This window comes from Advenella mimigardefordensis DPN7, from assembly GCF_000521505.1.
In the GTDB taxonomy this organism is placed as follows: Bacteria; Pseudomonadota; Gammaproteobacteria; order Burkholderiales; family Burkholderiaceae_B; genus Advenella; species Advenella mimigardefordensis.
Genome location: NZ_CP003915.1, coordinates 4388368 through 4406843, shown reverse-complemented (window position 1 = coordinate 4406843; position 18476 = coordinate 4388368). Strand labels below are relative to the sequence as shown.

Annotated in this window: 15 protein-coding genes; 12 read left to right on the top strand and 3 right to left on the bottom strand. The window is 54.4% G+C overall.

Annotation, left to right across the window (positions count from 1 at the left end; translation table 11 throughout):
- The first annotated feature begins 84 nt into the window (after positions 1-84).
- The 4 genes from MIM_RS20200 to MIM_RS20185 are packed head-to-tail and all read left to right on the top strand — an operon-like array spanning position 85 to position 3363.
- The gene (locus MIM_RS20200; protein WP_245592783.1) at positions 85-945 is read left to right on the top strand and encodes a transporter substrate-binding domain-containing protein; all 861 of its coding nucleotides are present in this window, start codon (positions 85-87) and stop codon (positions 943-945) included.
- A 2-nt stretch (positions 946-947) separates the two neighbouring features.
- Complete coding sequence (locus MIM_RS20195) at positions 948-1598, top strand: amino acid ABC transporter permease (RefSeq protein ID WP_025374578.1); 651 nt, start codon at positions 948-950, stop codon at positions 1596-1598.
- Positions 1595-2365 (top strand): amino acid ABC transporter ATP-binding protein, encoded by a 771-nt coding sequence (locus MIM_RS20190; RefSeq protein WP_025374577.1) that lies wholly within the window; start codon positions 1595-1597, stop codon positions 2363-2365. The genes MIM_RS20195 and MIM_RS20190 overlap by 4 nt, the downstream gene beginning before the upstream one ends.
- A gap of 53 nt (positions 2366-2418) precedes the next feature.
- Complete coding sequence (locus MIM_RS20185; protein WP_025374576.1) at positions 2419-3363, top strand: LysR substrate-binding domain-containing protein; 945 nt, start codon at positions 2419-2421, stop codon at positions 3361-3363.
- Between the two features lie 81 nt (positions 3364-3444).
- Here the strand turns inward: MIM_RS20185 and MIM_RS20180 are convergent, their stop codons facing one another.
- From MIM_RS20180 to MIM_RS20170, 3 genes are all read right to left on the bottom strand, one after another.
- Positions 3445-4992, bottom strand: a complete 1548-nt coding sequence (locus tag MIM_RS20180; RefSeq protein WP_025374575.1) for an acetolactate synthase large subunit — start codon at positions 4990-4992, stop codon at positions 3445-3447.
- Between the two features lie 57 nt (positions 4993-5049).
- Complete coding sequence (locus MIM_RS20175) at positions 5050-6060, bottom strand: Bug family tripartite tricarboxylate transporter substrate binding protein (RefSeq protein ID WP_025374574.1); 1011 nt, start codon at positions 6058-6060, stop codon at positions 5050-5052.
- A 268-nt stretch (positions 6061-6328) separates the two neighbouring features.
- Positions 6329-9949 carry a hydantoinase B/oxoprolinase family protein gene (locus MIM_RS20170; RefSeq protein ID WP_025374573.1) on the bottom strand — a complete coding sequence of 1207 codons (3621 nt, stop codon included), beginning with the start codon at positions 9947-9949 and terminating at the stop codon, positions 6329-6331.
- 446 nt (positions 9950-10395) lie between these two features.
- Here MIM_RS20170 and MIM_RS20160 point away from each other — a divergent pair, with 446 nt between their 5' ends.
- The 8 genes from MIM_RS20160 to MIM_RS20125 all read left to right on the top strand — a co-directional run bounded on the left by MIM_RS20160 (position 10396) and on the right by MIM_RS20125 (position 18428).
- Positions 10396-11370 (top strand): TRAP transporter substrate-binding protein, encoded by a 975-nt coding sequence (locus MIM_RS20160; protein ID WP_025374571.1) that lies wholly within the window; start codon positions 10396-10398, stop codon positions 11368-11370.
- On the top strand, positions 11367-11876 hold the full coding sequence (locus MIM_RS20155; RefSeq protein ID WP_025374570.1) for a TRAP transporter small permease: 510 nt from the start codon (positions 11367-11369) through the stop codon (positions 11874-11876). The genes MIM_RS20160 and MIM_RS20155 overlap by 4 nt, the downstream gene beginning before the upstream one ends.
- 84 nt (positions 11877-11960) lie before the next feature.
- Positions 11961-13259, top strand: coding sequence for a TRAP transporter large permease (locus MIM_RS20150; protein WP_025374569.1), 1299 nt, complete (start codon positions 11961-11963; stop codon positions 13257-13259).
- Positions 13260-13628: 369 nt separating this feature from the next.
- Positions 13629-14678: a type VI secretion system protein TssA gene (tssA, locus tag MIM_RS20145; RefSeq protein WP_025374568.1), complete on the top strand. Its 1050-nt coding sequence runs from the start codon at positions 13629-13631 to the stop codon at positions 14676-14678.
- A 59-nt stretch (positions 14679-14737) separates the two neighbouring features.
- Positions 14738-15304 (top strand): type VI secretion system contractile sheath small subunit, encoded by a 567-nt coding sequence (tssB, locus tag MIM_RS20140; protein WP_025374567.1) that lies wholly within the window; start codon positions 14738-14740, stop codon positions 15302-15304.
- Positions 15305-15317: 13 nt separating this feature from the next.
- Entirely contained in the window at positions 15318-16814 is a 1497-nt protein-coding gene (gene tssC, locus MIM_RS20135) for a type VI secretion system contractile sheath large subunit (RefSeq protein WP_025374566.1), read from the top strand.
- Positions 16815-17008: 194 nt separating this feature from the next.
- A complete protein-coding gene (locus MIM_RS20130; RefSeq protein ID WP_025374565.1) occupies positions 17009-17494 on the top strand; it encodes an Hcp family type VI secretion system effector in 486 nt (161 codons plus the stop codon).
- A 112-nt stretch (positions 17495-17606) separates the two neighbouring features.
- Positions 17607-18428, top strand: coding sequence for a type VI secretion system accessory protein TagJ (locus MIM_RS20125; protein ID WP_025374564.1), 822 nt, complete (start codon positions 17607-17609; stop codon positions 18426-18428).
- The last annotated feature ends 48 nt before the right edge of the window (positions 18429-18476 follow it).

Genomic DNA, 18476 nt, shown 5'->3' with positions numbered 1-18476 from the left:
AGGTAATGACAAACGGAGTATGAATATTCGATGTCCGCAAGGGGATCGGAACAACGCAATACGCAAACAACCTGGAGGTGCGATATGGGAACAATGAATCAAATGAGCGGGACACGCAGGCTGACGACAATGCTATTGATCGTCATGGGAAGCACAATGGCAGTGGCGCCAGCTCTGGCGCAATCGACGGATTTGCTGGCGCGGATCAAAACCTCTGGCGTTATACGCATTGCCAATACTCAGGCAAGCCCGCCCTGGAGCATGCTTGACGAGAAAAACCAGCTGACAGGATACGATGTTGCCATGGCCGAGGAACTGGCACGTCGCATGGGGCCGTTCAAAGTCAAATTCGTGGGCGATACGTATAAGAACTTCGTCGAAGGTCTTAAAACGGATAAATACGACCTGGTGATGAATGATATGACGCCTACCGAGATTCGTCGCAAGCAAGTAGATTTTTCCATACCGTATGGCGTGGAAGTTTTCCGGATCTTCGTACGCAAGGATAACAGCGATATTATGAGCAAGGCTACGCTCGCCGGCAAACGGGTGGGTGTTTCTACCGGCTCGTCCAATGAAAGCTGGGCACGTGAACACCTGACCGACTCCGATATACGCGGCTATGATAACGGCGCGCTTATCTTCAATGACATTGCTAATGGTCGAATCGACGCCGTCATCATCTCGCATTTCGGCGGCATGAAGTATGCCCATGCAAAAGGCATTCCCGTCAAGGAAGTGGGTGAGCCACTGACTTATCAGCTTGCTGCGGCGGCGTTGCCAAAAGGCCAGGACGCGCTGAAGGACGCGGTCAATAAAGTGCTGGATAGCATGCTCAGTGACGGCACGGTCGAACGGATCAGTAATCAATTTGTTGGTAAGGATTACAAGATGCTCGATTCCATCGCCGCTGCCAAAGCAGAACTTGCGGCAGAGGGGAAATAGTCATGCTGGAGCTGTTTATGCGTGCCCTGCCGCTGTTGCAGAACGCACTGCTGCTGACGCTTTTACTGTCGGCCAGTTCGTTTGTGCTGGGATGCGTGCTGGGGTTGTTTATTGCACTTGCGCGCATATCCTCGTTTCGCGTGCTGCGCTATGCTGCCTTCGTTTATGTATCCATCTTTCGGGGTACGCCGTTGCTGGTGCAATTGCTACTCATCTATTTTGGCCTGCCGCGCATCGGTATCGTCCTGGAACCTGTGCCGTCTGCGATTATTGCGCTCACGTTATTTTCCGCATCTTACCTGAGCGAGAACTTCCGTTCGGGCATCAACGCCGTAGACAAAGGGCAGTGGGAGGCCGGTTTGTCCATGGGCTTGAGTTATCGCAAACTCATGCAACGGATTATCCTGCCACAAGGACTGGTCATTGCGATTCCAACGGTAGGCAGCAGGCTGATCGCTCTGGTCAAGGATACATCGCTGGCCTCCACCGTGACAGTGGTTGAGCTGACCCGGGTTGCCGATCAGGTTGGCGCAGCCACATTTCGCTACATGGAGATGTTCCTGATGGTAGGCGCCATCTACTGGATCATCAATCAGATATTGACGATCGTCCAGACTTATCTGGAGGAGCGCTTTGCGAGGAATCATCGATGAGCATTGATATGAATAATACAGTGACAGCGCGCGGTATCCATAAGCGTTTTGGCGACACCAAGGTATTGCATGGTGTGGATCTGGCGGTGGATAAAGGCGAGGTCGTCGTCATTATGGGGCCGTCAGGGTCCGGCAAGACAACCTTGCTGCGATCGCTTAACTTTCTGGAGCAGCCCGATAGTGGCATGGTGCAAATTGCCGGTATACAGGTCAACATCGCAGAGAACACGCCTTATACCTCAAGACAAAAGAAGGATATTGAACAAATCCGCAGAAAATCGGCCATGGTTTTTCAGTCATTCAATTTATTTCCGCATATGACGGCAATTGCAAACGTCATAGAGGGACTGGTCAGCGTACAGGGTATGCCGGTAAAGGCAGCCAGGGAGAAAGGGCTTGCTCTACTGGAACGCGTGGGGCTTTCCCATAAGGCCGATGCCTATCCGGCACACTTGTCGGGAGGTCAAAAACAGCGAGTGGCGATTGCCAGGGGGCTGGCCATGGATCCGGAAGTGATTCTGTTTGATGAGCCCACTTCTGCCCTGGATCCCGAACTGCGCGACGGTGTGCTGGATGTTATGCGCGACCTTGCTCGTGATGGCATGACCATGCTGGTCGTGACCCACGAAGTCCGGTTTGCCAAAAGCGCAGCGAACCGTATAATCTTTATGGAACAGGGAGCCATTCTGGCGGACTGTGCCGCCGAGACTTTTTTCAGCGGGCAGACGACCCCGCGCATCGCACAGTTTTTGGGCCAGGTCAGGTAATTTGCTGCAGCTCCCCCGTCTGATTGCAATATCTCACTTTTCAGGAGCCCGGCATGAACGCACGTGATATTGAAATTTTCCGTTCGGTTATGGTGTCGGGTACTGCAAGCAAAACGGCTTCCCTGTTGGGCATTTCGCAATCGGCGGTCAGTCAGTCGCTTCGCAAACTGGAAGCCTCAGCTGATCTCTGTCTGTTTGAGCGAATCCGCGGAAGGCTTGTGCCCACCCGCGAAGCGCAGATTCTGCTGAATGATATCGAGCAATATTTTGTTGGCATGCAGGCCATAGAACATCGTATTCGCAGTCTGAAATCCGCAGGATCAGACCGCTTGTGCATGGCAGTCTATCCTGCGCTGGGCTTCAGTTTTCTGCCCAGTGTGGTGGCGACGTATCGACAGCGCTTTCCCGAGACCTGCATCTATCTGCAAATCATGAGTTCAAAGGACGTGCACGCGCATGTCACGTCCGGCCACGCAGACTTCGGTTTGATGGCAGATGAAATGTCGTTGGCAGGTCTGGAGCACTCGCTGTTTTACCGTACTCAGGGCGTGGTGGTCATGCACAGCGACCATCCACTATGCGGGAAACGGATCCTGGAACTGAGCGATTTTGATGGCATGGATTTTATCGCTTTGAATGCGGAGGATGGCAGTCGCAGGCGGCTCGATGCGCTGTTCCAGAACGCCTGCGTGACGCCGCGGCGGGTTGTAGAGACCCCTTATTCACAGACTGTATGCGAGTTGGCGCGCCAGGGAGTTGGAATGGGTCTGGCCAACCCGATTACGGCGATAGGCTATGCAGACAACGGGCTCGTGTTGCGACGTGCGGCGTTTGATGTTGAGTTTCGCTGCATTTTGCTGTTTCGGACGGACAAACTGTTTTCAGAGAGCTCAAAACAGTTTCTCAAGTTCATGCGCATTCAAATGAACGAGATTCAGGCTCGGATTGATCAGATGCTGGACGCGACGAGCGTTCGTGATGGCGGCGCTGCAACCTGAAAGCAGCGGTAGATATTTAAAAGCACCACACTTAAGCAAAGAAACGCGGCAGTCAGGCCACCGCGTCCGCTTGCGTCAATCTCAAATCACCGCTTCAATCAGAAACGGCCCTTTGCGTGCCATGGCACTTTTCAATACCTCGCCCAGTGCTTTCGTATCGGTGACGCGTGCTGCCTCAACCCCTGCGGCATTGGCCATATGTACCCAGTCGAAGGCGGGGTTGTCCAGGTCCAGCATACGGTGGGCATTGCGGCCGGGGGCGCCGGCGCCCACCTGCTTAAATTCATTATGCAATATGGCATAACTGCGATTGGCAAAAATAATAGTGACCACATCCAGTTGTTCGCGCGCCTGCGTCCACAGCGCTTGCAGGGTATACATGCCACTGCCGTCGGCCTGCATCAGCACCACTTTGCGATCCGGGCAGGCAACGGCAGCACCGGTGGCCATGGGAATCCCAATGCCGATGGCACCGCCGGTGATTTGCAAGAAATCGTGTGGTGCCGAACCAAATGTTGATTTGAACGAATCCCTGCCAGAGGTGACAGATTCATCGCAAATAATCGCATTCTCGGGCAGCAGGCTGCCAATCGCCTGAATCACGGCAGCCGCATCCAGTGTTCCGGTAGGCAGGCCGATATCATGGCGTTCGGCCAGCAGGGTGACCGGCGTGTTAGTGGCACCCACGGCTTCTGCCAGGGCCTCCAGGGCGCCGGGCAGATCATCGTCGGGTTGCGTCAGTTCAATACGTTTGCAATGTTCGGGAACCAGTTCACCAGGCTTGCCCGGATAAGCAAAGAAAGCAACGGGTGTTTTTGCACCCACCAGAATCAGTTGCTCGGTATCCTGCAATGCTTTAATCGCAAGGTCTACGCTGAACGGTACGCGTTCAATCTTCACCCGTCCTGCACCCCGCTCAATACGGCCGTTGGACTGTTGTGCCATCAACCGGGCGCCGGTGCGTTCGGCGATCCGGGCAGCGGTTTCCAATGCCTTGCTGCGCAATGCTTTGCCGGACAGCAGAATCACCGTATTGCGACCGTTATTAAGCGCTTCGGTGGCCGCCTGCAAGGCTTCCGGTGTAACCTGCGTGCGCTTGACCGGTGCGGCTTTTTGCACGGGTGTCGAGGTTTCAGTCCATGCCGCGTCTGCCGGAAGAATCAGTGTCGTAACTGCGCCATAACCACTATTTGCCGCCGTGATGGCCGCTGCCGCGGCACCTGATACATCGTCGGCCGACTGAATCCGTCGCACCCAGTCGGACATGGGGGTGGCCAGGCTTTCGATATCGCTGGTGAGCGGTGCATCGTATTGCAAATGATAACTGGCATGATCGCCCACCACATTGACCATGGGCGTATGGGCGCGTTTGGCGTTGTGCATATTGGCCAGGCCATTGGCCATGCCGGGTCCGCAATGCAGCAGCGTGGCGGCGGGCTTGTCAGCCATCCTGGCATAACCATCGGCTGCCCCTGTTACCACACCTTCGAATACACCCAGCACGCAGCGCATTTGAGGCTTGCGATCCAGCGCCGCTACAAAATGCATTTCCGAGGTGCCGGGATTGGCAAAACAAACATCAATATTATTTTCCAGCAAGGTATCGCAAAGACTGTCTGCTCCGTTCATGAATCTATAAACCTTTTTCAACTGTGTTCCGCGCACGGAACGGGTTAGCAATAAAAATTATTTGGACTGAATATGTTTGTCCTGAATCAGCTTATGCCAGCGCTCACGCTCTTTGGCCTCGAACGCGGTCAGATCGGCACCGAATATCGTGCCTGGCCGGGTGCTGGTCTGCTGTAGCTTTTGTTTTAAATCATTTGATGCCAGTGCCTTTTCTGCCGCCACCACCAGCGTCTTCATGGCTTCTGGCGGCGTGCCGGCCGGTGCATACAGGGCAAACCACGCATTCACATCAAAGCCCGGCAGGCCGGATTCGGCCACGGTGGGCACATCCGGGATGGCAGGATCGCGCTGCGCACCTGTAACGGCAACCGCGCGTACTTTACTACCATCTTTCACTTGTGATAGCGTGCTGGGCAGATTGTCCATCAGTACGTCTACCTGACCGCCAATCAGCGCGGGCATGGAGCCCGACACACCTTTAAAGGGGACATGCAGCATGCTGATGCCGGCTGCGTCTTCCAGATAGGCACCGGTCAGATGCACCGATGAACCCACACCAGGAGAAGCATAGCTGAGCTTCTTGTCTGTTGCGGCCCTGGCTTTGGCAATCAGATCGCCAAGCGACTTGATATCGGCGTTGGCATTAACGGCAATCACATTCGGCGTAGTGCCTGCCAGCGCAATGGGCGCAAAATCCTTTTGCGGGTCAAACGGCATATCCTTGTACAGATATTGGTTGATGGTCTGCGTGCCGACGGTACCCATGCCTATCGTATAGCCATCGGCTTTGGCACGCGCCAGTGCCCCCATGCCCACATTGCCGCCGGCGCCGGCCCGGTTCTCCACTACAATGGTCTGGCCCAGTTCCTTTTCCAGTGCCTGGGCCACGTGTCGGGCGATCAGGTCGGTCGTGCCGGCGGGCGGGAAGGGCACAATCAGGGTAACGGGGCGTTCCGGATAGCCCGCTGCGTTGGCTGCGCCGGCAATAGCGCACGCAGCAAGGCTCGCCAGCGCCAGGCCCCGACGTGGAGTGATCCGCGGAGTGACCATAAGGGAATGCAATGTCATCAAACGTCTCCTTTGGTTGTATGTTCTTATCGTTATGCTGTATTACTGTTTATTGGCGGGGGTCCCGGACAGAGGGGATCGCCTGTGCATAGTGTATCTGCTTCCCGGAACAATACAAATGGTTCCGGGACTAATACATATGAAATTTTAACCAGCAGGCTCCGCCTGCTCCGCGACCAGGAGAATCAGGTGTTTTGCACGGTGCAATGCTGGCATGTCCATCTCTCCTGTACCACCATCAACCACCATCAACTGGACCCGTGCAAGCTCATTCCGCCTTACCGTAGCCACCCCCTCCCGGCGTCTCAATCACAAATGTATCGCCTGGCTGCAGATCGGCGCTGTCCTGCGGGCCCAGGTGAGTCACAGAACCATCAGCACGTTCAATATAGTTCCGCCCGGTCTGGCCCGGCTCGCCGCCTTTCAGGCCGAAAGGCGCGTATTGGCGGTTATTGGAAAGAATGGCTGCTGTCATCGATTCCAGAAAACGCATGCGCCGCACGCCGCCATCGCCGCCACGCCATTTACCTTTGCCGCCCGAGCCATGGCGAATCGCATACGACTCCAGTCTAACGGGAAAGCGCAGTTCCAGCACTTCAGGATCCGTCAGTCTCGAATTGGTCATATGCGCCTGTACCAATGACGTGCCGTCAAAACCTTCATCGTCCGAGTCCAGCAACACGGGCCCGGCACCAGTGCCGCCGGAGACGGTTTCATAATACTGGTAGCGCGCGTTGCCGAAAGTGAAGTTGTTCATCGTGCCCTGGCTGGCCGCGAGCACGCCCAATGCGCCATACAAGGCATTGACGATACACATGGAGGTTTCGACATTGCCGGCCACTACCGATGCCGGTGGCTCGGGGTTGAGCATCGACGCCTGCGGAATCACAATATTAATAGGCTTCAGACAACCCGCATTAAGCGGAATCTCATCGTTCACCAACGTCCGGAACACATACAGAACAGCGGCAACGGCGATAGAGGCGGGCGCATTGAAATTGTTGGTCAACTGTGCAGAGGACCCCGTAAAGTCAACCGTGACCGATTCACGATCGTCATGAATCCGGATCGCCACCTGTATCACGGCACCGTTGTCCAGCTTATAGGTGTAGCTGCCGTCACGTAGCAAAGGAATCACGCGGCGCACCGACGCCTCGGCGTTATCCTGTACATGCTGCATATAGGCCTGTACCACTGCCAGCCCAAACGTATCACACATGGCATGAAGTTCCCGAACACCCTTCTGGTTGGCGGCGATCTGCGCCTGTAAATCGGCCAGGTTCTGATCCGGATTGCGGGCCGGATATTTGCCCGACATCAGAATGTCACGTGCTTCCCGTTCGCGGAACTGGCCGTTACGAACCAGCTGGAAATTGGTGAACAACACGCCTTCCTCTTCAATGGTCGTGGAATCCGGCGGCATGGAGCCGGGCGTGAGTCCGCCTACGTCAGCGTGGTGGCCGCGGGAACCGACATAAAAAATAATCTGCGTTTGTTCACGATCAAACACAGGTGTAATAACCGTGATGTCCGGCAGATGCGTGCCGCCGTGATAGGGGTCATTCACCACATAGGCATCGCCCGGCTGCATGTTCCCGGCGTTTTCGCGCATGACGGTCTTGATCGATTCGCTCATGGATCCCAGGTGTACCGGCATATGCGGCGCATTGGCAATCAGATTGCCCTCCGCGTCGAAAATCGCGCAGGAAAAATCCAGCCGTTCCTTGATATTGACTGAATAGGCGGTGTTCTGCAGACTCAGTCCCATCTGGTCGGCAATGGACATGAACAGATTATTGAATACTTCAAGCATCACCGGGTCAGCATCGGTGGAAATGGCTTGCGTATTACGCAGGGGGATCGTCCTTGTCAGAATCAGATGATCCTTGCTGTTCAGGGTTGCGGACCAGCCGGCTTCAACAATGGTGGTCTGGTTCTCTTCAGAAATAATGGCCGGCCCTGCGATCACGTCGTCGGCCTGCAGCGCCTGCCGACGGAACACGGGCGCGTTATGCCAGGCACCGTTGCTGTACATCGGGCGGTGAGCATCGGCGACGGGTTCGCTATCATCATGTCGCGTAATCGTTGCTTCATCAATCCGGCTTCCCGCAATCACCGCTTCAACCAGCAAGGACTCTACCACCAGCGGACGGTTTTCGATCAGAAAAGAATACCGCTGGCGGTACTGTTCATTGAATGCCGTCAGCATCTGCCCGGCATCGGCAAAATCCACTTCCAGCGCGCTATCTGTGCCCTGGTATTTCAATTGAGCGCGGGTGTTCAGTACGATTTGCATGCCTGTCGTGAGCCGTGTCTGCAATTCTGCGCTGGCCTGTTCGCCAAGCTCGCCGCGTAATTGTTCCAGTTCAGGGATCAGGCTGTCTGTCAGCGGCTTTTCCACGGTCTGCTGGCGAATGGCCACCTGATCGGCCAGGCCCATGCCGTAGGCCGAAAGCACCCCGCCCAAAGGATGAGCAAACACAGTTGTCATGCCCAGCGCATCGGCCACCAGGCAGGCGTGCTGACCACCCGCACCACCGAAGGTGGTCAGCGTATAACGCGTGACATCATGGCCCTGCTGTACAGAAATACGTTTGATGGCCTCGGCCATATTTTGTACGCCAATCGCCAAAAAGCCCGCAGCCACCTCTTCAGGGCCTACCGGTCGACCTGTTGCCTCGCTCACCTGCTTGCTCAGCATGCCGAATTTTTCAGTTACGACCTGCGCATCCAGCGGTTCATCGCCGTTGGGACCAAATACCGCTGGAAAATAATCCGGCTGGATTTTGCCCAGCATGACATTGCAGTCGGTGATGGTTAGGGGGCCCTGCTTACGATAAGAAGCGGGGCCGGGGTTGGCACCTGCCGAATCCGGTCCGACACGCAGGCGTGCGCCGTCAAAATGCAAAATGGAGCCGCCGCCGGCGGCTACCGTATGGATGCGCATCATGGGTGTACGCATGCGTACACCGGCTACAGAGGTTTCATAATCACGTTCGTAAACACCGGAAAAATGCGACACGTCGGTGGATGTACCGCCCATGTCAAAACCGATGATTTTTTTATAGCCCGCCTGCTGGCTGCTGCGTGCCATTCCAACGATGCCGCCGGCCGGGCCCGACAAAATAGCGTCCTTGCCACGAAAGCGATGCGCGTCCGACAAGCCGCCCGACGACTGCATGAACATTAAATTAACCCCGGGCAGTTGCGCGGCCACCCGATCGACGTAGCGCCGGAGAATCGGCGACAAATAGGCGTCTACCACTGTCGTATCACCGCGCGACACGAACTTGATCAACGGGCTGACATCGTGCGAAGCAGAGATCTGTGTGAAGCCGATATCCTGCGCCAGTTGTGCCGCGCGTTTCTCATGATCGGCATTGCGCCAGGCATGCATGAACACAATTGCAATACTGCGCAGGCCCTGATCGTAAGCCGTCTGCAGTTGTGCGCGCAGGACCTGCTCGCCCATGGCATGAATGACTTCGCCGGCCGCATCGATCCGTTCATCTACTTCCAGGACCTGTTCATAAAGCATTTCCGGCAGTACGACATGACGATCGAACAGTCGGGGGCGATTCTGATACGCAATCCGCAAGGCATCGGCGAAGCCTCGCGTTGTCAAAAAAACAACACGTTCGCCCTTGCGCTCAAGCAGTGCATTGGTGGCAACCGTCGTCCCCATTTTGACGCAATCAATTTTTTCAACCGGAATCGGATCACCTTTGGCAACATCAAGCAGATCGCGTATTGCTTCAATCGCCGCATCTTCATAATGATCGGGATTGTCCGAGAGCAGCTTTCTGGTCATTAAGGCTTTTTGCGGCGTGATTGCGACGATGTCGGTGAAGGTGCCCCCACGGTCTACCCAGAATTGCCACTTGCTCATGTTGTGTGTCCTGCCTGTCTCTGATTCAAAAAATAGTGATGTTGAAAATTGCGCCTGCCATCGTTCTGGCAAACGCTTCATGCAAGTGTATCAGCACAAATCGTGCCAGTGTTTCCTTCGGTATCGTTCCATCGGCAACACACCGGCATGAATGACGCGGTGCGGTACGGCGTACAACCCGGCCCTGGCACCTGCGGTGAGACTGTTCCTATGCGGGCACCAGCCTGTGGCACGCCTGCTTTGGCGCCGCCCGGTTTCGGTGCAGGCTTTATCAGTGTTTTCCCTTTGCCTGAAAATCTTCTCGTGCCCTTGTCGCAAAAATCTTATATTCTCTGCACTATGACAGCCATCGCGCTGATATAACCGAAACTGCCAGTCCGCCAGATCCTGTCGACGATTCGATGGCGTCGGCGGCCTTGCAACCCTGCCATTGAAGGATGCCATCCATGAAAAATAAATCTTTGGTTCTGACCGCGCTCGCTACCGCGCTATTGAGCGTGAATGCTTCAGCCGCTACGCAATGGGACTTGCCAACGGCATACCCGGACTCCAATTTTCACACGGAAATTGCCATGCGCTTTGTGAAGGCCGTGTCCGATGCGACGGGTGGTGAATTCAAGATTACGGTTCACTCCAACGCTTCGCTGTTTAAAGCGCCGGAGATCAAGCGGGCGGTGCAGGGTAATCAGGCACAGGCCGGCGAAATTCTGCTGAGCAACTTCGCGAACGAAGATCCTATTTATGAGCTGGACGGCCTGCCGTTCCTGGCTACCGGCTATGAGCAGGCCTGGAAACTATATCAGGCACAGAAACCCTATCTGGAAAAGAAACTGGCCTCTCAGGGCATGCAGCTGTTGTATTCCGTCGCCTGGCCCCCGCAGGGCATCTACACTAATAAAGTGCTCAATTCGGTTGCGGATATGAAAGGCCTGAAATGGCGAGCATACAGCCCGGTTACATCCAAAATTGCGCAGGAAGTCGGCGCTCATCCGGTCACCATTCAGCAGGCGGAACTGTCTCAGGCATTGGCCACGGGCGTGGTCGATTCCTATATGTCATCGGGCTCTACCGGCTACGACACCAAAACCTACGAGTATCTGAAAAAACTCTACGACATGCAGGCCTGGTTGCCCAAGAACGCGGTGATCGTCAATAAGAGAGCCTTTGATGCACTGGATGACAAAGAGCGTAAGGCCTTGCTGGATGCATCTGCTGATGCCGAAAAATATGGCTGGAAATTGTCCCAGGAAAAAACCCAATGGTATAACGAGCAATTGGCCAAGAATGGGACCGAGATCGTTAAACCGTCAAGCGAACTGGTGGCCGGCCTGACCAAAATCGGGGAAGGGATGATCGCCGACTGGACCAGGAAAGCCGGTGCAGATGGTGAGCAACTGCTGAAAGACTATAAAGCAAAATGAGACGTTTGCTTAACGGTATCTATGAAGGCGCAGCCTGGCTTGCCGGGCTGTTCATGATCGGCATTCTGGTGTTTGTGCTGTGGTCTATCATCATCCGGCAAATGGGCACGAATTTCCCGGGGCTGGATGCCTATGCGGGTTATTCCATGGCCGCGGCAGGCTTTCTGGCGCTGGCCAGTACCTTTCGCAAGAATGAACATATTCGCGTCACGCTGGTGCTGGCGGCGCTCAAGCCGCGTGCGCGCCATTATCTGAACCTGTTCACACTTGTGGTTGCAATCGTGCTGTCGGGGGCGCTGGCCTGGTTCAGCATCAAGCTGGTGATGGACTCATACAGCTATCACGATCTGTCTACCGGAGAAGACGCGACACCGTTGTGGATCCCTCAATTGGGGATGGCTATGGGTTGCGTGTTGTTTTGTATTGCGATTGTGGATGAGTTTATCAGTTCGATAAAAAAAGGCCACTCGCGAACAGAGGAAGAGCCGGTTTCCATGCAGACCTGATTTCTGTTTAAGTCGATTGCCTTTGGGTAATTCGTGTCGGGATAGATTACCGGCCAATCATGCGCATGCTGCGCGGAACGCATTATGAATGAGTCACTTGTCATTATTGTCCTGCTGGTTGCCATCTTCGGCTTTCTGGGTGCCGGGGTATGGGTTGGCCTGACCCTGTCCGGTTGCGCCTGGCTGACCATGGCGCTGTTCTCTTCCAGGCCGGCCGGTGACGCCATGTCGCTCACCATCTGGGGAGCGGCTTCCAGCTGGACACTCACGGCACTGCCGCTATTTTTATGGATGGGTGAGATTCTGTTTCGCTCGCGGCTCTCTACAGACTTGTTTCGTGGTCTGGCGCCATGGCTGAGCCGTTTGCCGGGCAAACTGCTGCATACCAATATTATTGGCTGCGCCATTTTCGCCGCCGTGTCGGGTTCATCGGCAGCCACTTGCGCCACCATCGGCAAAATGACGATTCCCGAACTCAAGCGCCGTGGTTATCCCGACGACCAGGTACTGGGGACGCTGGCTGGCGCCGGTACGCTTGGTCTGCTTATTCCGCCATCCATTATTATGATTGTGTATGGCGTCGCGGCCAACGTGTCCATCTCACGGCTGTTTATTGCAGGTGTGGTACCGGGCATTCTGCTGGCCGGCTTGTTCATGGGTTATATCATGGTGTGGTCACTGCTGCATCCTGGCGCCATTCCAGCCGAACAGAACACAATGACATTCCGGCAGAAAATCGCCGAGTCTCGCTATCTGATCCCGGTCGTGGTGCTCATTGTAGCGGTGCTCGGTTCCATCTACACCGGCATTGCAACCGCGACAGAAGCGGCCGCAGTCGGCGTCGTGGGCGCACTTATTCTATCGTCGGTCCAGGGCTCCATGAACTGGACCACCTTCAAAGAATCATTGCTGGGCGCGACCCGGCTGTATTGCATGATTGCGCTGATTCTGGCCGGCGCGCAATTTCTGACGCTGGCAATGGGCTATATCGGCCTGCCGCGGTCACTGGCTGAATGGATTGCCTCGCTGGGTTTATCGCAGTTCGGCCTGGTGCTTGCGCTCATGGTGTTTTTTATTATATTGGGTTGCTTTCTGGATGGCATCTCAATGGTGGTCCTTACCATCGGCGTGCTGCTGCCAACCGTGCAGGCGGCGGGCATTGATCTGGTCTGGTTTGGTATCTTCCTTATCTTCGTTATTGAAATGGCTCAGATCACACCGCCGGTGGGCTTTAACCTGTTCGTTTTATCCGGCATGACCAAAAAGGAACTGCCCTATATTGCGCGCGTGGCCATGCCCATGTTCTTCCTGATGATCGTGGGTGTGATGATTATCTACTGGATTCCGGACCTGGTTCTGTGGTTGCCACAGAACGTACGCTAAACAATCAGCGCTCACTCTCTTCCCATGTGTTTGCATCCTGTAAATGATGTAAAGGTATATTGCCGTCAACTGTAAATGCAATTGAAAATGCAGGATCATCGCCAAAGTTAATCGAAATGACACAAAAATACTTTGTGTGCATATGTAATAAAGTGTTTTTTAGTTTTATTGACGTATTTATGTTAAGACTGAAAACTTATAATGCGCGATAACTTTTGTAAGATTTCAGTTGGCATTTCTTTATCGCGCTAGGGTTTTCACTAGTCTCAATATGACTTTTAATGTGTAACGTGTAGCGAAATGCGCAAGTTGTGTGAAGGATAAACGTCACACAAGTTTCATAATGCATGTTTAGGATAGCCGGGGTACATGAAAACATTTGATGAATTGTTCTCTGCGTTCAGCGAAGACAACGGTGGCGAGAATCTCGAGTACGATGCCGCCTTTCTGGCATTACAGCAGGCAATAGTAGAAAAGCCGGAACAGCAGTTTGGCGATACGATTATTGATGCTCAGGCTCCGGATTGGAATCAGGTTGAAAAGCAGGCGCTTGCACTTTGCGACAGGACCTGCGATTTGCGCGTCATCCAGGCGCTGGCCTGCGCATGGGCGTCTCAAAGCGGTCTTGCCGGATATGCCTGCGGCGTCCGCCTGGCGCATGATGCCCTGCAGAGATGCTGGGTGGGCGTGTACCCGCAGCTGATTGAAGATGATTACGAAGATCCGCTGCCGCGTATCAATGCTATCAATTCTCTGGCAGATATGCAGGGTGTAGGACGAAGCGTGCGAAACGCCAACCTGCTCACCGGTGCGCATGGTCAGTTATCTTTGCGCGATGCTGAATCCATCATGGAAGGCGCGCGCGGTGATCTGTTTCCCGGTGGTCGCGCCCGTTTGGTGGAAACGCTGAATCAGGCGATGCTGGCGGGTGCGCCAGAAATGGCCGGACTAAGTAGCGCAGCACAGAGCCTGCAGGGCATTGTGGAGCTGGTTACCGAAAAGCTCGGAACAGACTGGGCGCCATCCGTGGCAACGTTGCAGCGCAGTTTCGAGCTGATCACAACCGCAATAGGCAGCCCTGCAACAGTGCAGGCAGAGCAGCCACATAGTGCCGCTGCAGATAACAGTGGCGGATCCGGTGAAATTGAATCCGCTGCAGGCAATACCATGGCAGCGCCACAGCAAGTGCAGGAACGGTCGCTGTCATGGACAGAAGTACAAATCAAAACACGCGATGAAGCGATGGTTGCACTTGAAAAAGTCAGCAGTTATTTTGAGGTTCACGAACCGAGTCACCCGGCCCCGTTCCTGATTCGGCGGGTTCAGCAGACCATTCCTCTGAATTTTCATGAAATGCTGAAGAATCTCACCCCGAACAACGCCGAGCAGTTTGAAAGCTGGCTGCCTCGCGAAGAGTAAGCAGATTTAGATAAATATGTTCCGCCGGTTCAGCCGGCCAAGAGTTGGAGAATAAAAGAATGGCTACACGAATGTCGTCACGCAGAAGCGGCCAGAAGTTCATTGCACGGAACCGTGCTCCGCGTGTGCAGATCGAATATGACGTTGAAATCTATGGTGCCGAAAGAACCATTCAGTTGCCATTTGTGATGGGCGTCATGGCCGATCTTGCCGGTAAATCCGAAGTGCCGCAGGCCGATATCAACGACCGCAAATTCCTTGAAGTAGACATTGATAATTTCGATGAACGCATGAAGGCCATCAAACCACGCGTCGCGTTTCAGGTGCCCAATACCCTGACCGGCGACGGTGTGCTGAGTGTTGACATGAGTTTCGACAGCATTGACGATTTCTCACCCGCCCAGGTCGCGCGTAAGGTAGATGCGTTAAATGAGTTGCTGGAGGCGCGTACTGAACTGGCTAATCTGCTGACCTACATGGACGGCAAGACCGGTGCCGAAGAACTCATCAACAAGGTACTGAAGAACCCGGCCTTGATGAAAACACTGGCTGCTGCACCGAACAAGGATACCGCTGCCCCCGAGGCCGATAAGCCTGCATCTGACGCAGACGATACCAGCAAGTAACAGGAAGAGTTAAATGAGCACGAGTGTACAGAAAGAAGCGGTACAGTTGGAAGGACTGGAGTCCGATGGCCTCGCTTCGTTACTGAAAAAAGAATTCAAACCCAAGACCGATCAGGCCCGCGAAGCCGTTGAGAACGCGGTACGCACACTGGCTGAACAGGCGCTGGCAAACACGGTCACCATGTCTTCCGATGCCTATTCGACCATTCAGGCGATTATTGCGGAGATTGACCACAAGCTGTCCGAGCAGATCAATCTGATCATGCACCATGACGAGTTCCAGAAACTTGAAGGCGCCTGGCGCGGTCTGCATTATCTGGTCAACAATTCAGAAACAGATGAGCTGCTGAAAATCCGTGTCATGTGCATCACCAAGAAAGAACTGGGTCGCACCCTCAAGCGCTACAAAGGCGTGGGCTGGGATCAGAGCCCGATTTTCAAACGTGTTTACGAAGAAGAGTACGGTCAGTTCGGTGGTGAACCCATTGGATGTATTGTCGGCGATTATCACTTTGATCACAGCCCGCCCGATGTCGAGCTGCTGGGTGAAATGGCGCGCATCTCTTCAGCTGCCCACTGCCCATTCATTTCCGGTGCGTCACCAGAAGTCATGCAAATGGATTCATGGCAGGAACTGGCTAACCCGCGTGACCTCACCAAAATCTTCACCAACTCTGAATATGCCGCCTGGCGCAGCCTGCGCGAGTCAGAAGACTCACGCTATATCGGCCTGGCCATGCCTCGCTTCCTGGCACGTCTGCCTTACGGCTCACGCACCAATCCGGTAGACGAGTTCGATTTTGAAGAAGATACCGACGGCGCAACGCACGACCGCTATACCTGGGCCAACTCGGCCTATGCCATGGCGTCAAACATCAATCGTTCCTTCAAGGAATATGGCTGGTGCACCTCAATTCGCGGTGTGGAGTCTGGCGGTGCGGTCGAAGACCTGCCTTGCCATACCTTCCCAACTGACGATGGCGGCGTGGATATGAAATGCCCGACGGAAATCGCCATTAGCGATCGTCGTGAAGCTGAGCTGGCCAAAAACGGTTTCATGCCGCTGGTGCATCGCAAGAACTCCGACTTTGCCGCCTTCATTGGCGCACAGTCACTGCAAAAACCGCATGAATATAACGACCCTGATGCCACGGCCAATGCCCGCTTGTCAGCTCGCCTGCCATATTTGTTCGCCTGCTGCCGCTTTGCGCATTATCTCAAGTGTATTGTGCGCGACAAAATCGGTTCCTTCCGCGAACGTGATGATATGGAGCGCTGGCTCAATGACTGGATCATGAACTACGTTGATGGCGATCCGGCCAACTCGTCGCAGGAAACCAAGGCACGCAAGCCTTTGGCGGCGGCTGAAGTACAGGTAACCGAGATTGAAGACAATCCAGGTTATTACGCTGCCAAGTTCTTCCTGCGTCCGCATTATCAGCTGGAAGGTTTGACCGTATCGCTGCGTCTGGTATCGAAACTGCCGTCGCTTAAACAGAACGATAACTGATTGTCCTGAAATAACGCTGCCTCTGGCGCCAGTAGCAGAGCAGCAACGATTGACCGGTGCATCGAAGCGATGTGCCGGGCAAAACCGGAGATCCGGCAGTTTTGGGTATCCATAGCAGTAAGAAGTATGTGAAGCAATGACAGGCCAGTTGGCCTGATCGCAAATCAAATTAATTAGCTCACTAGGAGAAAATTGTGGCTGTTGATATGTTTATGAAAATTGAAGGTGCAAACGGTGAATCTAAGGATTCCAACCACAAAGACTGGAGCGACATTCAGTCTTTCGCATGGGGTGCAACACAGCCCGGTTCTATGGCTACCGGTGGTGGCGGTGGTACAGGCAAAGCCAGCTTCAACGACCTGAACGTTGTTGCCCGCATTGACCGTGCTGCACCTGCAGTGATGAAACACTGCTCTACAGGTAAACACCTGAGCAAGGTTGAAGTATCTGTATGCAAAGCCGGTGGTACACAGGTTGAATACTCAAAAATCACACTGGAAGACGTTCTGGTGACTTCTGTTCAATACACAGGCGCCCACGACGGTGATGCCATGATGGTTAGCTATGCTTTCCAGGCTGCTAAAGTTAAACAGCAGTATTGGGAGCAAACAGAGCAAGGCGGCAAAGGCGCTGAATCTGTTGTTGCCTATGACGTTAAACAAAACAAAATCGTCGGTTAATCCACGTTTGTTGCGTTAACAGTAGGGGAGCCTTCACCGGCTCCACAAGAGCTAACAGGTATGCCCCCCTGGGTATCTGTTAGCTCATTGCATTTTTTAATACGGAATGAATATGACAGGCATCATAAAGGCACTGGACGGCAAGAGCGTTGATGAACAGCTCGATCAGGTGAAGGCACAGATAAGAAAAAAACCGGCAGATGCCGATCTGCGTGCCCGGCTGTTTCAGTTGCTGGCCGTCAAGGGATTGTGGGATAAGGCTTTCGAGCAATTGAAACTGAGTTCGGAAATGAATGCCCAGGCCCAGCCCGTTGCTGTCCTTTACACCGGCGCCATCACGGCCGAACAGGAGCGCGAAGCCGTGTTCCGGGGTGAGAAAACGCCTGCAGTCTTTGAGCAGCCACCCGAGTGGATGGCCATGTTGCTTGAAGCATTGCGCAGTGATGCTGAAACGGCGCACGCGCTGCGCGAACAGGCACTGGAGGCGGCCCCGGCTATTTCAGGCACGGTGCTGGTCAATGGCGAAGAAGAGGGGCAGCCATTTGAATGGCTGTGTGACGGCGATAGCCGACTTGGCCCCGTATGCGAAGTGATTGCCAACGGCCGCTATGGCTGGGTGCCCATGGATATGATCCAGTCCCTGCGACTGATCCCGCCGGAGGGGTTGACCGATCTGATCTGGATTCAGGCTGAAATCACACTTGTGAGCGGCCGTTCTCAGATCGGCCTGATCCCGGCGCGTTATCCGGCGCCTGCCGATAAGAATTATGCCGATCTGGACGACGCCAGCAATCTGTCGCGTCGCACAGACTGGCAGCAAATCAGCGAAGACATCTATTTCGGAACCGGGCAGAAAATGTGGATGACCGACGCGGGCGAATATGCCTTGCTGGATATGCGCAGCGTCACCTTCCATCACGGGCAGCTGAACTGACCTTCTGCCTGTATCGGGAAGCGCAATAGAACAAGAGCAAGATAGTTA